The organism is Microbacterium sp. MYb62, assembly GCF_002979475.1.
Lineage (GTDB): Bacteria > Actinomycetota > Actinomycetes > Actinomycetales > Microbacteriaceae > Microbacterium.
Map to the genome: position 1 here is coordinate 80035 of NZ_PCOY01000002.1, position 14125 is coordinate 94159.

The 14125-nt window shown below is 69.1% G+C and carries 14 protein-coding genes; 8 read left to right on the top strand and 6 right to left on the bottom strand.

Annotated elements, in window-relative coordinates:
- Positions 1–26: 26 nt before the first annotated feature.
- Positions 27–1526, top strand: coding sequence for a hypothetical protein (locus CQ042_RS02850; protein WP_105668725.1), 1500 nt, complete (start codon positions 27–29; stop codon positions 1524–1526).
- 12 nt (positions 1527–1538) lie between these two features.
- Here the strand turns inward: CQ042_RS02850 and CQ042_RS02855 are convergent, their stop codons facing one another.
- Complete coding sequence (locus tag CQ042_RS02855; protein ID WP_105668726.1) at positions 1539–2600, bottom strand: LacI family DNA-binding transcriptional regulator; 1062 nt, start codon at positions 2598–2600, stop codon at positions 1539–1541.
- A 60-nt stretch (positions 2601–2660) separates the two neighbouring features.
- Here CQ042_RS02855 and CQ042_RS02860 point away from each other — a divergent pair, with 60 nt between their 5' ends.
- Positions 2661–3899 (top strand): MFS transporter, encoded by a 1239-nt coding sequence (locus CQ042_RS02860; protein WP_105668727.1) that lies wholly within the window; start codon positions 2661–2663, stop codon positions 3897–3899.
- Between the two features lie 3 nt (positions 3900–3902).
- Here CQ042_RS02860 and CQ042_RS02865 read toward each other — a convergent pair whose 3' ends face one another.
- Positions 3903–4544 carry a response regulator transcription factor gene (locus CQ042_RS02865; protein WP_258131982.1) on the bottom strand — a complete coding sequence of 214 codons (642 nt, stop codon included), beginning with the start codon at positions 4542–4544 and terminating at the stop codon, positions 3903–3905.
- On the bottom strand, positions 4541–5737 hold the full coding sequence (locus CQ042_RS02870; protein WP_105668729.1) for a sensor histidine kinase: 1197 nt from the start codon (positions 5735–5737) through the stop codon (positions 4541–4543). The genes CQ042_RS02865 and CQ042_RS02870 overlap by 4 nt, the downstream gene beginning before the upstream one ends.
- A 115-nt stretch (positions 5738–5852) precedes the next feature.
- On the opposite strand from CQ042_RS02870, the gene CQ042_RS02875 reads away from it, so the two are divergent.
- Both CQ042_RS02875 and nucS read left to right on the top strand, forming a co-directional pair.
- Positions 5853–6743: a GAP family protein gene (locus CQ042_RS02875; protein WP_105668730.1), complete on the top strand. Its 891-nt coding sequence runs from the start codon at positions 5853–5855 to the stop codon at positions 6741–6743.
- Positions 6744–6800: 57 nt separating this feature from the next.
- Positions 6801–7496 carry an endonuclease NucS gene (gene nucS / locus CQ042_RS02880; protein WP_105668731.1) on the top strand — a complete coding sequence of 232 codons (696 nt, stop codon included), beginning with the start codon at positions 6801–6803 and terminating at the stop codon, positions 7494–7496.
- Positions 7497–7507: 11 nt separating this feature from the next.
- Here the strand turns inward: nucS and CQ042_RS02885 are convergent, their stop codons facing one another.
- Positions 7508–7867 (bottom strand): response regulator, encoded by a 360-nt coding sequence (locus CQ042_RS02885; RefSeq protein WP_105668732.1) that lies wholly within the window; start codon positions 7865–7867, stop codon positions 7508–7510.
- 144 nt (positions 7868–8011) lie between these two features.
- On the opposite strand from CQ042_RS02885, the gene CQ042_RS02890 reads away from it, so the two are divergent.
- Positions 8012–8677: an HAD hydrolase-like protein gene (locus tag CQ042_RS02890; protein WP_105668733.1), complete on the top strand. Its 666-nt coding sequence runs from the start codon at positions 8012–8014 to the stop codon at positions 8675–8677.
- 147 nt (positions 8678–8824) lie between these two features.
- Here the strand turns inward: CQ042_RS02890 and CQ042_RS02895 are convergent, their stop codons facing one another.
- Positions 8825–9031 (bottom strand): cold-shock protein, encoded by a 207-nt coding sequence (locus CQ042_RS02895; RefSeq protein ID WP_017203899.1) that lies wholly within the window; start codon positions 9029–9031, stop codon positions 8825–8827.
- A gap of 734 nt (positions 9032–9765) precedes the next feature.
- Here CQ042_RS02895 and CQ042_RS02900 point away from each other — a divergent pair.
- Genes CQ042_RS02900 through CQ042_RS02910 form a run of 3 tightly spaced genes read left to right on the top strand, consistent with a single transcriptional unit; the run spans position 9766 to position 13485 of the window.
- Positions 9766–10590, top strand: a complete 825-nt coding sequence (locus tag CQ042_RS02900; RefSeq protein ID WP_258131983.1) for a shikimate 5-dehydrogenase — start codon at positions 9766–9768, stop codon at positions 10588–10590.
- A 32-nt stretch (positions 10591–10622) separates the two neighbouring features.
- Positions 10623–12461 carry a substrate-binding and VWA domain-containing protein gene (locus tag CQ042_RS02905; protein WP_105668734.1) on the top strand — a complete coding sequence of 613 codons (1839 nt, stop codon included), beginning with the start codon at positions 10623–10625 and terminating at the stop codon, positions 12459–12461.
- A 7-nt stretch (positions 12462–12468) separates the two neighbouring features.
- Complete coding sequence (locus tag CQ042_RS02910) at positions 12469–13485, top strand: hypothetical protein (protein ID WP_105668735.1); 1017 nt, start codon at positions 12469–12471, stop codon at positions 13483–13485.
- A 16-nt stretch (positions 13486–13501) separates the two neighbouring features.
- On the opposite strand, the gene CQ042_RS02915 is transcribed toward CQ042_RS02910, so the two are convergent.
- A complete protein-coding gene (locus CQ042_RS02915; protein WP_105668736.1) occupies positions 13502–13939 on the bottom strand; it encodes an SRPBCC family protein in 438 nt (145 codons plus the stop codon).
- Positions 13940–14125 lie beyond the last annotated feature (186 nt).

The window sequence follows — 14125 nt, forward strand, 5'->3', positions numbered from 1 at the left end:
TTCGTCGATCGTGCAAGAGTGGGCGCATGCGGCGGGTCGGGGTTCGAGAGCTTTCGGGCTGGTCGGGGGCGCTGGCCGTCGCGCTGATCACCGTCGCCCAGGTCGCATCATCCGCGCGCTCCGAGCTGTTGTTCCGCGACGCCGACTCCCTGATCGTGGCCATGTTCACCCGGTCCGTCCTCTCCGGGCAGCCCCTCGACTGGGCGATGTCGAGCGTCCTTTTCCTCCCCGAGTCCACGGCGTTCGCCGTCCTCGACACCGTGCTTCCTTTCGAGGTGAACGGACTGCTCGCCGTCAGCGCCGTCCTCAACCTTCTCGCGCTCTACGGTGCCTTCCGACTCGCCGCAGGTCGGCGGCGCGAAGGCTCGGCACCGGTCGCGTGGTCGCTGGGGGGACTCGCGCTCTTCTCGGTCCTCGCCATGACCGACGTGTCGGGGTCCCGGAACGCACTCGATCTCGCATCCCTGCTGCTGACGACCACGTACTACGCCGCGACCGTCTTGGCCGTCGTCCTGTCGGTCGGGTGCGTGAGACGGGTGCTCGATCGCGATCGCGGCGGTGTCGGACTCCTGGTCGCTCTCGGGGTGACGGCAGCGGTGTCGACGCTGTCGAATCCGCTCTACGCCGCCTGGGCCACGGTGCCGATCGCGCTCCTGCTCGCTGTCATGATCATCCGATCGCCGCAGAGGATCCGGACCGCGATGGTCCTGGTCGTGCTGCTCACGGGCACCGCGATCGGTTTCCTCGGTCGCATTCCGCTTCAGGCATGGATAGCCAACACCGGAGCCGGATACGTGCAGCCGGGACTGTGGGCCGACTCTCTGGACTACTACGCAGCACTTCTCACCGACCGCCTGTCGACGTCGATCGGGTTCGTCGGCTGCCTGATCGTGGTGACGCTCATCGTGCTCGCCGTCATCCGCATGATCCGCGCCGCGGACCCCGGAACGACGTTCGTCTCGGGGATCGCATGGGTCATGCCCGCTGTCGTGGTGATCGGTGCGATCGCCCTCGGCACCCACGCGGCCCGATACCTGCAGCCCCTCGCCTTCGCACCCGTGCTCGCGCTGGTCGCGATGCCGCGCGCCTGGCCGATGCCCGTCCGTGTCCGGTCCCTCGTCGCGGCCGTGGTCGTCATGCTGCTCGCGATCGGCGGCGTCGTGAGCGTTCCCCGCCTCGCCTCCGTGAGCGCGGGTTCCGATCCCGACCTCACGTGCGTGACCGAGTGGGTGAATGCGTCCGGCCGCACCGGTGCGGGCCAGTTCTGGACCGTCCGCCTGCCGAAGATGCATCTCGACGATCCCGCCCGCCTCGTGCAGGTCGATCACGAACTCAACGGCTACGCCTGGCTCGTGAACCGGACGGACTTCGACGTCGACGAGGTGTCGTTCCTCGTGGAGGATGCGCAGAGCGTCGCATGGAGCCTTCCCGCGCCGGCCGCACCCGAAGAGGTGATCGACTGCGGGCGCTACCGCATCCTCGATCTCGGTGACAGGACGCTGTCCCTCGGTCCCCCGCGCAGCTGAGCGTCGGGCGGCTCAGCGCGGAACGGGCCCGGTCGTCGTACCGGCGCGGAACACGCAGGTGAGGTCCTGCGTCTCGCCGGGCTCGCCTCGCAGCATGCGCGCCACCTGCTCCCCCGCCGCGCGCCCCTTCTCGACCGCGGGCTGCACACTGGTGGTGAGGGTGAGGTCTCCGAGGCCGTCGACCTCGATGCCGTCGAAGCCGGCCACGGAGAGGTCCTCCGGCACGCGCAGTCCCCGTTCCTCCGCGGCGCGGATCACGCCGACCGCGAGCAGGTCGCTCTGGGCGAGCACGGCGGTCGGCCGCGTCTCGGGGTCTGACAGGAGCATGCGCCCCACCAGGACGCCTTCGTCGATGAGACTTCCGGATGCCGAGATCGCGGGGGCGTCGGGGAACACCCGGCGCATCCCCTCGAGTCGGTGAACGGTCACGTCGACGGTCGCGGTCGCGATCCGCTCAGGGGTGACCGGGGCCCTGTCCCGATCGCTGTCGAGGGGGAGCGTGACGAGCGCGACGTCACGGTGACCGAGTTCGCGGACGTGTCGGGCGACGTCGGCGGAGGCCTCGGTGTTGTCCAGGGTGATGCGCGGGATCGCCTCGCCCGCATCGCCTTCGATCACGACGACCGGCAGACCGCGGCCGACCACCACTTCAAGAGAGGCTCTGGTGCGCCCGGAGCAGCCGATCAGCACGAAGGCGTCGACGGGAGCGCTGGCGATGGCCGCGCCCTCCTCCCCCGCTTCGTCGCGCATCAGCAGGATGCCCGCACTGAGCTCGGCGAGTCCGTCGGTGAGTCCGTCCATCATGGCCGTCGTCACCGGATCGAGGAACGCCGCGCGCAGATGTCCTTCGAGGACGACGGCGACGATGCCGCTGCGCCCGCGGCGCAGAGACGCCGCACGGGGATCCGGCCCGGCATATCCGAGCTCGGCAGCAGCCGCGAGCACACGTTCCCGTGTGGAGGCGGCGACGTTCGCCTTGCCGCTGAAGACCACCGAGGCGGTGGAAGTCGCCACTCCGGCCTCGCGTGCGACGTCGGCGATCGTGGGCCGACGCGGCGTCTCCTGACTGCTCATACTTCGAGGATAGCCCGCATCCGTTCCCCTGGGTCGAATCGATTCGATAGGCTGTCCGGCATGGAGACAGCCCTCACCCGTTCGCAGTTCGTGCGCTGGCGCGCGGCGATCTTCGCCATCTTCCTCGCGAGCGGCCTCTCGATCGCGACATGGGCGTCCCGTGTGCCCGGCATCAAGGAGGCACTGGGACTCGACAACGCGCAGGTCGGCCTCATCCTGCTCGGCATGGGCGTGTCGTCGATCATCGGCATCTCGACCGGGCCCGCGGTGATGGCGCGCATCGGCGCGCGGCGGGGCATGCTCCTGACGATGTTGACCTTCGCCGTCGGGATCGTGCTCGTCGGTCTCGGGGCCAACGTCTTCGGATCCGTCCCGGTGGTCATCGTCGGCATGGCGCTCTTCGGCTTCGGCAACGGCTCGGTCGACGTGATGATGAACGTCGAGGCGACGGCGATCGAGCAGCAGATGGGCAAGACGATCCTGCCCGTGTTCCATGCGTTCTTCAGCTTCGGCACGGTCATCGGCGCCGGCATCGGCGCCCTCGCGGCGCAGCTGACGGTCGACGTCGCCACCCATGCCGCGATCATGGGGAGCCTGATCGCCGTGATCGCGATCGCCTGCTTCTTCCAGGTGCCCGTGCGCGAGGCGACCCTCGATCCGGTGGCACACGAGAAGCCGCCGTTCCGGGCACGCATGCACACCGCCCTCGAGGCGTGGCGCGAGCCGCGCACCTACCTGATCGGCGTCGTCATGCTCGGCATGTCTTTCGCCGAGGGCGGGGCCAACGACTGGATCGCCCTCGGCACCGAACAGGGTCACGGGTTCGCGGAGGGCACCGGGGCCGTGTCGCTCGCCGTGTTCTCCGTGGGGATGACGGTGGTGCGCCTGTTCGGTGGTCCGCTCGTCGATCGGTTCGGCCGCGTGTTGGTGCTGCGCATCCTGGCGGTGGCTGCGGCCTCGGGCATCCTGCTGTTCATCCTCGCTCCCACCTTCCCGCTCGTGCTGGTCGGGGCCGCGCTCTGGGGCATCGGCGCATCGCTCGGGTTCCCGCTCGGCATGTCCGCCGCCGCCGACGACCCCGCCAAGGCTGCGGCGCGGGTGAGCGCGGCCGCGACGATCGGCTACGTCGCCTTCCTCGGCGGTCCCCCGGTGCTCGGCGTCATCAGCGAGCACATCGGGCTGCTGAACACGCTGTTCATCCTGGTCGCCCTCGTCGTGATGTCCGGCCTGTTCTCGGGCGCTGCCCGACCGCTGCGGGATGACGAGAAGACACCGGTCGCGAAGACGGAACGGGGCTGAGAGTCAGTTCTCGCGTGCGCGCACGAGGGCTGCCGCGTGCGAGCGGCTGCGTGCGCCCAGCTTGGTCAGCACGTTGGAGACATGCGTCTTGACGGTCGGCACCGAGATGCGCAGGTGCGTCGCGAGCTGGGCGTTCGACCAGCCCTGCAGGATGCCGTCGAGCACCTCCTGCTCGCGGATGGTGAGGTCGGGCTGCTCATGACGCGCCGGAGCCGGAACGGCTACGCCCTGCGCCGCCGCGGCGAGCGCGCGTCGGGTCACTCGGGGATCGAGGGCACCCTCCCCCGCTGCCACCGACCGCACGGCCTGCACGAGGGTGGGAGCGTCGACCGTCTTGAGCAGGAATCCCGCCGCTCCGGCGCGGATGGCCCCGAAGACGAGCTCGTCCTCGTCGAAGCTCGTCAGGACCAACACGTCGCCGAGGCCGCGGGTGACGATCTCGCTGGTGGCCGAGATCCCATCCCGGCCGGGCATGCGAAGGTCCATGAGCACGACGTCGGGGCGCAGGGCCGCGGCATTCCGCACAGCCACGTCGCCGTCCGCGGCCTCGCCGACCACCCGGATGCCCTGCGCCTCGAGCATGATGCGCAGGCCGGCCCTGATCGCGGCGTGGTCGTCGGCGAGCAGCACCGTCGGCGCGGTCACACCCGCACCTCGATCGGGATCCGACCCTCGACCGACCATCCCCCGGCGACCGGCCCCGCGGAGAAGACGCCGCCCAGTGCGCTGACGCGCTCGCGGAGCATCTGCAGACCCCAGCCCTCGCCGCCGTGCGCTGCCGCGGGACTGGCGACCCCGCCGCGCGAACGCACTCCGACGTGCACCTCGGCGTCCCGTTCCTCGATCGCGACCTCGACTTCGGCGCCGCTCGCATGCCGGACGCAGTTGGTCAGCGACTCCCGCACGATGCGGACGACGGTCTGCTCGGACGCGGGTCCGAGGTCATGGACATCGTCAGCGCAGAGGGTGACGACGAGTCCCGCTCGCTCCGCCTCCTTCACGATGCCGTCGAGATCAGCCCAGCGCGGGGCCGGCCCGAGGCTCCCGTCGCCGCGACGCAGCACCGAGATCATGGATCGCAGTGCCCCGTGGGCATCGAGACCCGCATCGCGCACGGCCTGCAGCGCTGCACGATCCCGCAGGCGATCGGGGTCCGTCGACAACGCGGCCTCCGCGCGGATCGCCATCGCCATCACGTGGCCGGCGACGACGTCGTGGAGTTCTCTCGCCATCGTCTCTCGCTCGCGCTGCACGGCTTCCGCACGGTCGCGATCGGCGACGGCGGCGGCATCGTCCGCGCGCTGGCGGTGCAGCTCGGCGAGTTCGTTGGCCTGGGAGACGGCGACCGCCCACCAGTAGTCGGTGCCGAAGATCGCACCGAACTGCACGCCGATGAGGAACGCCACCGGGAACGACACGTCGGTGAAGAGCCAGGCGGTGACGAACAGGATGGCCGTCGAGGCTCCCAGCAGGACGAGCAGCACCCGTCGTCCCTTCGCGGTGGCGAGGAACGCCACCGTCCACAGCACATCCAGCAGGACGACCAGGGTGCCGATGCCGCCGACGGTGAGCAGATCGATCACGAAGAGCAGCGCGACGAGCACGAGGACGGTGATCGGCATCCGCCGCTTCGCGAGGGCGAGCAGACATGCAGGGAGGGCGAGGGCCAGCGCCCACCACGGGGAGACGGGTTCCGGAAGGATCGAGAAGGGCCCCCAGATGCCGCGGAACCCGAGGGCGGCCATCACGACCGCGAGGACGGCCATCCCGATCGGGTCGGCCCACCTGCGGTGCCGCCGGTACCAGGCGCCGAATCCGCCTTCGACCTGCTCGTGCATGACCTCATGCAACCATGGCGCGCGGCGTGGCGCATCCGACGAAGGGATGAGGGGCCCGAAGGGAACGGTACTTTCGCCCGATCCGTCGCGGGCGCGGTTCGACGAGCGTGGAGACATGGAACTCTTCGGCGGGCTGTCGCTCCCCCTCTCCCTCGCGCTCCTGGCGCTGATCGACGGGCTGAGCGTCGGCACGCTCCTCATCCCGGTCTTCCTGCTGCTGCATCCGGGGCGGGTGCGCGCCGGACGCATCCTGCTGTATCTCGTGACGATCGCCGCGTTCTACCTCGTCGTCGGGTTGCTGTTCCTGTGGGGGCTGGTGAACCTCGTCGACGTCGCGTCCGACTTCCTGGCATCGCCCGCGGGACTGATCATCCGTCTTCTGGTGGGAGGAGTGCTCCTGATCACCGCTTTCGTGATGCCGACGGGCGAGAAGAAGGCCACCTCCACGGCCGCGCCCACGCCCACGCCCCCGGCCGCATCCGCCCCGCAGGTCTCTCCGTGGACGGGGATGCCGACGACGGGCACGGCGCACGTCTCCCCGGATATGACGCCACCCCCGCCCACTGCCGCCGCGGTGGACACGGGTACCGCGCCCCGTGGCGGACGCATCACCCGCTGGCGGGACCGCCTGCTCGACCCGCGCACCCGCGGCACGGCGGTGATGGCCGTCGCGATCGCGGCCGGTCTCGTCGAGGTGGCCACCATGCTGCCCTACATCGTCGCGATGACGATGCTCGCCGACGCCGGGATCGACACGCCCCTGCGTGTGCTCTCGCTCGTCGGATACTGCGCGCTGATGATCCTGCCGGCGATCGTGCTGCTCGTCCTCCGCCTCGTCGCCGCTCCCCTGGTCCAGCGGCCGCTCGAGCGCTTCGCGGCCTGGATGGAGCGCACCGGTGCCGAGAACACCGCCTGGATCATCGGCATCATCGGGTTCCTCATCGCCCGCTCCGCCGCGACCGAGCTCGGGCTCTTCGAGGCGATCGGCGCCTTCCTCGACCGGTGAGGAGCCGCGCCCCCTCGGCTGCGACGGAGCGGGACCAGGACGAAGTAGGCTCGACGGGTGCGTCTCGTCATCGCCCGCTGCTCGGTCGACTACACCGGTCGGCTCAATGCCCATCTCCCGCTTGCCACGCGTCTGCTCGTGCACAAGGGAGACGGGAGTCTGCTCGTGCACTCCGACGGCGGCAGTTACAAGCCGCTGAACTGGATGAGCCCGCCGTGTTCGCTCTCGAGCGAGACCCCCGGCGAGGAAGAGGCGAGCGCCGGCGTCGTCGAGGTCTGGCGCGTCACCCACAAGAAGACCGGCGATGCTCTGCGCGTGCAGATCTACGAGATCATCCACGACACCTCCCATGAGCTGGGCATCGACCCCGGGCTGCAGAAGGACGGCGTCGAGGCCGACCTGCAGCGGCTCCTCGCCGAGCAGGTCGAGCGCATCTCCGAGGGCGCGACGCTCGTGCGCCGCGAATATCCGACCGCCATCGGTCCCGTCGACCTGCTGGTGCGCGATGCCGACGGCGCCGCGATCGCGGTCGAGATCAAGCGCCGCGGCGACATCGACGGCGTGGAACAGCTCACCCGCTACCTCGAACTGCTCGGCCGTGACCCGCACCTCTCCCCCGTGCAGGGCGTCTTCGCCGCGCAGGAGATCAAGCCCCAGGCGCGTGTGCTCGCCGAGGATCGCGGCATCCGCTGTCTGGTGCTCGACTACGACGACATGAAGGGCATCGAGTCGGGCATCCCCCGCCTGTTCTGAGGCGCCGCCGTTCAGCGCGCGGCGATGAGCCGAGGCGTCGGCCCCTCCAGCCGCGCGATCGCGATCTTCACCTCGAAGATCTGCTGCTCGAAGCGGTTGAACCGCACATCGAACTTCGCATCCATCGCCGCGAACCGCGCGTCGAACTTCGCGTCCTGGGCATCGAACCGCGCGTCGAACTTCGCGTCCTGCGCATCGAACCGCGCGTCGAACTTCGCGTCCTGCGCATCGAACCGCGCATCGAACTTCGCATCCATCGCCGCGAATCGGGCGTCCATCCGGTTGATCATCCAGCCGAAACCGCTGATGATCGCCACCAAGAGCGTCACTGCTGTCGCCAGCATCGTGATGACTTCCACCGACACGTACATGCCCCCATTCTCGCCCGTGATTCCGCCGTTGTCACGACCTTATATGGAGACACCAGGCGCTCACATGAGGTGTGCAGAACCCTTTGTGTTGCACACCTGTGCAGGAAGAGCGGCCGTCCTCTCTCGGGCCCATAGGCTGGAGAGATGGCCCACTCCCCCTACTCCTGCGTGCTGTGGGACGTCGACGGCACCATCGTCGACGCATCCGTCGGCATCCTCCGTCGGCTCGACATCGCGCTCACGCACTTCGGCCATCCGGCACCGACGCGCGAACAGCTGGTGCACTGGATCGGTCCGCCCATGTTCCAGTCCTTCCAGGACCAGGCGGGCATGACGCCGGAGCAGTCCGCCGAGGCGGTCGCCTTCTACCGCACGCTCGGCAAGGCCGACGGCTATACGACCGACGTCGCGACCTACCCGGGAGTGGTCGACCTCATCAACGAGCTGCACGCCTCCGGGGTGCCGCAGGCGACGGCCAGCTCGAAGCCCGAGAACCAGGTCGACGCGCTCGTCGACCACTTCGGCCTCCGCCCCGCGTTCTTGACGACGGTCGGCGCCACGCCCGACGAATCGACTCTCGCCTCGAAGACCGACATCGTGGCCGAAGCGCTGCGCCGCCTGCGCGAGCTCGGCGCCGACACGTCTCGACCCGTGCTGATCGGTGACCGACATCACGACGTCGAAGGCGGCAACGACAACGATGTTCCCGTGATCTTCGTCGAGTGGGGTTTCAGCGATTCCCACGAAGGGGATGACGCCGCATTCCGCGTCGCCTCGGTCGCCGAGCTGCGCGCGCTCCTGCTCGCCTGACGCACCGCACGCGCATACCCGCAGGGCCGCGCAACCGCTGATCAGCGCGCTCCACACCCCTGCCGCGACCCTCGGAAAGCACAGAACTCCCCGCCGGATGACGCATCAGGGACGCGATCCGGTGGGGAGCTCTGTGTCTCGCCCGTCTCAGACGGGGCGAATGTTCTCTGCCTGCAGGCCCTTCGGACCCTGCGCCACATCGAACTCGACTCGCTGGTTCTCTTCGAGAGACCGGTAGCCGGATGACTGGATGGCGGAGTAGTGCGCGAAGACGTCAGCGCCTCCGTCGTCGGGGGAGATGAAGCCGAAGCCCTTCTCCGAGTTGAACCACTTAACCGTGCCCTGGGTGCTCATGTACTGCCTGTTCTGCTGGTGAAGAAGCCGACGCAGGGATGCCCCGACATCGCTAACGCTAGTGGAGGAGGCCCCGAGCGGAATAGCAGTTGCGAGAAGGTAATCCAAATGTTGCACGAGCGGCATCCGGCCGTCATCTGGCGGATTCGCGGGGGCTGGGCGCGCACGGCGCCCAAAAAATGGTGTGGCCCTCACCGCGGGGGGAGCGATGAGGGCCGAAGACGACCGGAGGGTGCGTCAGAAGTAGCTTAGCTTCTTTTCGAAGCTCTTGTCCCCCTTTTGGGGGACAAATCTGAATTTCAGTGGGAGACTGAGCGATAGCGGCCCCCTCGAGTAGCCCATTGGGGACTGAACTACTCGAGAGGGCCCAATCGCATGCACGGATCGTCTGCCCCTGGGGTGGGCCGTCGTCTCGTGGGGAGAGACGGAGACGATCAATCCCCGTGTGCATGCACCTTCACCATAGGGGAGGGCTTTCGATCCCGCCACGGACTTTCGTCCCGGCGAGATCGAAGAAGGTGGGGGACCTGATCCCGCAGGGATCGCAGGTTTCGGGAGGAGACAGGGCGCACAGCACGGAGGCACCTCCGTCGTCCGTCTCCCCCGAATCCGCGGGCTTCAGCGCCGGGTCAGCCGCAGGCGCCCCGGCGTCATCGCGATGCATCGTCGTCCGCACCGGCGGGATTCTGACACGGCATCGCACACGAGCACGGGCTCGCGAGTAGCCTGATCCGGTGACGCTGCTCAACAAGGACATGACCCTGTGCATCTCGTTGTCGGCACGGCCGAGCAACAACGGCACGCGCTTCCACAACCACCTCTACGAAGCCCTCGGCCTGAACTGGATCTACAAGGCGTTCGCGCCCACCGACCTCGCTCAGGCGATCGCGGGCGTCCGCGGACTCGGCATCCGCGGTTGCGCCGTCTCCATGCCCTACAAGGAGGAGGTCATCGCCCTCGTCGACCGGATGGACGCCTCGGCGAGCGCGATCGACTCCGTGAACACGATCGTGAACGACGGCAGCGTGCTCACGGCCCACAACACCGACTACTCCGCGATCGCGCAGCTCATCGAGCGCAATGCGCTGGATCCCGCGGCGTCGGTGCTGCTGCGCGGGTCGGGCGGCATGGCGAAGGCGACCGCCGCCGCGTTCCGAGACGCGGGGTTCGCACGCGTGACGATCGTCGCCAGGAACGAGGAGAACGGACGCGCGCTCGCCGACCTGTACGGCTTCGGGTGGAGAGCGGATACCGACGACGCCACAGCCGATGTCCTCGTCAACGTCACGCCGATCGGCATGGCCGGCGGCACGGAGGAGCACGCGCTGGCGTTCTCCGAAGAGGCGGTCGGTGCAGCATCCGTGGTGTTCGACGTCGTGGCTCTTCCTGCCGAGACACCCCTCATCGCGGCGGGCCGCGCGGCCGGCAAGACGGTGATCACGGGTGCCGAGGTCGCGACGCTGCAGGCACTCGAGCAGTTCGTCCTCTACACCGGCATCCGGCCGACTGCGGAACAGGTGCGCGAGGCCGAGGAGTTCATGCGCGCCGGAAACGCGTGATCACGAGCCCGATACCTGGGTAGCCTAGGCCCATGAGCGCGCCTCGCACCGCACGACGGACCATCTTCCGGCGAACACCTGCCGCCCTCGCGACGGCCGCCATCGCCGCGCTGGTGCTCGCAGCCTGCACGGGCGGGGGAGAGGAGCCGACCACCGACGGCGGCCAGGGCTTCCCCGACGACGGATGCACGCACATCACCATCGCGACCTCGTCGGAGAAGGTCAACATGCTCGACGAGCTGGCGACCGCGTTCAAGGAGTCCCCGGAGCACGACGCCCTCGACACCTGCGTCACCGTGCGCCCCACGAACGTGTCGTCGGGGAACGCCGCGCGCTACCTCACCTCGGGCGAGGACTGGCCGAGCGACGACCGCGCCCTGTGGCCGACGCTGTGGTCGCCGGCATCGACCGTCTGGACCGACCGCGTCGCGGCAGCCGCCTCGCCGAACCTGGTCGGCACTCCCGCCTCGTTCACCCGGACGCCCGTCGTGTTCGGCATGCCGGAGCCGATGGCCAAGGCGCTGGGATGGCCCGACAAGCCCATCAGCATCACCGAGCTCGAGGGCCTCTGCCAGAACCCCGACGGCTGGGGGAGCGTCGGGAAGGACATCTGGGGCGCGTTCAAGATCTCGAAGACGAACCCGAACACCTCGACCACCGGACTCTCGACCATCCTGATGCAGTCGTACGAGGCATCCGGCAAGGCCGAGGGGCTAACCTCGGCCGACGTGGATGCCGCTGCCGACTTCTCGCGCGTGTTCGAGGAGTGCGTGATCCACTACGGCGACACGACCGGCAACGTGCTGTCGACGCTCTACGACGAGACGCAGAACGGCGCGAACGGATCGGCCTACGTCTCGGCCGTGGCGCTCGAGGAGACCTCGCTGCTCAACTACAACAAGGGCAACCCCGACTCGCACACCGTGCAGCCGGGTGAGACCCTGACCCCGCCGAAGACCAAGCTCGTCGCGGTGTACCCCTCCGGCGGCTCGATGTGGTCGGACAACCCGGTGACGGTGCTCGGAGCCGACTGGGTCACGCCCGAACAGCGGACCGCGGGGGAGGCTTTCGCGGAGTTCCTGCAGACCACGCCCGCCCAGGAGATCCTCCCCGAGTACGGCTTCCGGCCGCTCGACGAGTCCGTCCCGCTCGGCGACCTGTTCACGGCGAACTTCGGCGTGGATCCGGCGCAGCCCGCCGTGACGCTGCCCAAGCCAGAGGTCGACGTGATCTCGACCGCGATCGACCAGTGGACCCAGGTGCGCAAGCCGTCGTCCGTGCTGGAGCTCATCGACATCTCCGGCTCGATGGATGAACCGATCGGCGACGGCCGCTCGCGGCTCGACGGTGCCATCCAGGGCGCGCAGACCACGCTCGACCATTTCCGCTCGACCGACGAGGTCGGTGTCTGGGCGTTCACGACCGGCGTCTCGTCCGACGAGGGCGAGGGCATCCAGGTGCTGCGCGATGTCACGGCGCTGGGCTCGGACGGGGAGAAGCTGGACTCCTCGCTCGACGACCTCCGGTACGCGCAGCGGAACGGCACACCGCTGTACGACGCGCTCCTCACGGCGTACGAGGCCATGAGCGAGCGGGCGGAACCCGGACGCATCAACGCGATCGTCGTGCTGTCCGACGGCGAGGACACCGATTCCACCACGTCGCTCGACTCGCTGATCGCCAAGATCGGCAAGAGCACGAAGGAGGGCGGCACCGACGCCCCCGTGCGGATCTTCCCGATCGCCTACGGCTCCGGCGCGGACACGTCGGCCCTGCAGCGCATCGCGGACGCCACCGGGGGTCAGATGTTCGACGCGTCGGACGCCGAGCGCATCGACCTCGTCTTCGCCTCCGTGATCAACAACTTCTGAGGTGCGAATGATCATCGTCCCGGCATCCGACCTGAACGGGGTCGCCGACACGATCGCCGCCGCCCTGCAGTCGAGCGACGTCTATGTCGCGCCCGGGCTGAAGGGCTCGGAAGGCCTGACGACCACTTTGACGGATGCGGTCCCCGGCGACGGATCGATCGCGGTGGTGGTCCTTCCGCCGGATGCCGACCTGGGCGCGGTGTACGACCTCGAGCTGCTCAGCCGCATCAGCGAGAAGGTTCCACAGAAGACCGTGGTGCTCGCCGTCGGCGACGACATCCAGGCCACCTCGACGGCGATCGACCGCGACGACGCGCTGGCCATCGCGAACACGAACGAGGCCGCAGCCGACGGTGACACCCAGACCGCGCTGGTCGAGACGGTGCAGCAGATCGTCGAGGAGACGCCGTCGTCGCCGGGCGGGGACACGGGTGGGGGAGGCGCCGACTGGCTGCTGCCCGTGATCATCGGCGGCGCCGTGCTGCTCGCGGCGGGCGGGACGGCAATCGGCCTGCTCGCCCGGCGGCGCCGCGCACCGAAGGCCGTGACGGCCACCGACCCCGTGCCCGCCGGTATCCGCCTGCGGGTGAACCGGCTGCGGGAACTGCGCGTCGACTATGCGAATCTGCCGGGCAACGCCGTCGCCGCGGAGACCGCGGCGGGAATCGATGCCCTCGCCTCGCACGTGGAGCAGCTCTTCGTGCGCCTCGACGCCAAAGCGGAAGCGGATCAGGTCGTGCTCGCCGAGGCGGAGTACTCCGACAAGCTCGCCCGACTCGTCGCCGCGCTCGAACCCGACTACCTCCTCGACCTGCTCACCCGACCCGACCTGTGGGATGCGCCGGACGAAAGGGTCGCCGAGGTGCGCGAGGCTCTGGCGGCCGTGACCACCCAGATCGTCGACAACATCAAGCAGGTCAACGCCCGCAAGGGTCTGCTGTTCCAGGTGTCGCTGGACTCGCTCATCGGGCGTTCCGAGCTGCGCGACTGGGAGCGGCAGTTCAAGGAGAACTCCGGGGAGTGATCCGCTCCCGTGCACGTCAGCGCGCCCGCCCCTCCGCGAGATAGGCCAGTCGGTGAAGCGTCTCGGCGTTGCGCCACCGGAGCATCGGAGTCGTGATCAGGCGGGGGATGAGCACGGCCGGCCCCTTCACCGGCTCCTCGTCGATGCGCACCTGGCAACCGGACGACGTCGTTCGCGCCCGCAGCGTGACCCTCGCCTCGCCCATGGGCCAGCCGCGAGCGCGAAGCACGACACGACGAGGCTGATCCCACGTGATCACCTCGGTGGTGTCGTCGAGCAGCGCCGGCCAGACGCCGAACGAATGATGCAGCTGCGCCCCGACCTCGGGCCAGGCCGCATCGACATCCCGCATGCGGGAGGCGCCGACCACCCAGGCGGGATACAACCAGCCGTTCGCGAGCACACGGAACACGTCTTCAGTGGTGCAGGCGAGGTCGCGCACGTTGGTGACCATGTTTCCTCCGTTCCCGATGATCCTGCGCGGCACCACCCGCTCGGGCGAGGTGCTTGACAAACCGACCTCACGAGACCGCGGATACCGGGTTCTCGCCGTCGACCCCGTGCCCGAGCGGCGGGCCGTCGCCGGTGTGACGATGCAGGACCGTCCACCACAGAGCAACCCAGGTTGACAACGGGGAAT

What these genes read in the sequence shown, in the direction of transcription:
- CQ042_RS02850 (WP_105668725.1), top strand. Translation starts at nt 27, where the DNA reads ATGCGGCGGGTCGGGGTTCGAGAGCTTTCGGGCTGGTCGGGGGCGCTG.
- CQ042_RS02875 (WP_105668730.1), top strand. Translation starts at nt 5,853, where the DNA reads ATGGAACTCTTCGGCGGGCTGTCGCTCCCCCTCTCCCTCGCGCTCCTG.
- CQ042_RS02885 (WP_105668732.1), bottom strand. Translation starts at nt 7,867, where the DNA reads ATGTACGTGTCGGTGGAAGTCATCACGATGCTGGCGACAGCAGTGACG.
- CQ042_RS02855 (WP_105668726.1), bottom strand. Translation starts at nt 2,600, where the DNA reads ATGAGCAGTCAGGAGACGCCGCGTCGGCCCACGATCGCCGACGTCGCA.
- CQ042_RS02915 (WP_105668736.1), bottom strand. Translation starts at nt 13,939, where the DNA reads ATGGTCACCAACGTGCGCGACCTCGCCTGCACCACTGAAGACGTGTTC.
- CQ042_RS02870 (WP_105668729.1), bottom strand. Translation starts at nt 5,737, where the DNA reads ATGCACGAGCAGGTCGAAGGCGGATTCGGCGCCTGGTACCGGCGGCAC.
- CQ042_RS02860 (WP_105668727.1), top strand. Translation starts at nt 2,661, where the DNA reads ATGGAGACAGCCCTCACCCGTTCGCAGTTCGTGCGCTGGCGCGCGGCG.
- CQ042_RS02910 (WP_105668735.1), top strand. Translation starts at nt 12,469, where the DNA reads ATGATCATCGTCCCGGCATCCGACCTGAACGGGGTCGCCGACACGATC.
- CQ042_RS02905 (WP_105668734.1), top strand. Translation starts at nt 10,623, where the DNA reads ATGAGCGCGCCTCGCACCGCACGACGGACCATCTTCCGGCGAACACCT.
- CQ042_RS02890 (WP_105668733.1), top strand. Translation starts at nt 8,012, where the DNA reads ATGGCCCACTCCCCCTACTCCTGCGTGCTGTGGGACGTCGACGGCACC.
- CQ042_RS02895 (WP_017203899.1), bottom strand. Translation starts at nt 9,031, where the DNA reads ATGAGCACCCAGGGCACGGTTAAGTGGTTCAACTCGGAGAAGGGCTTC.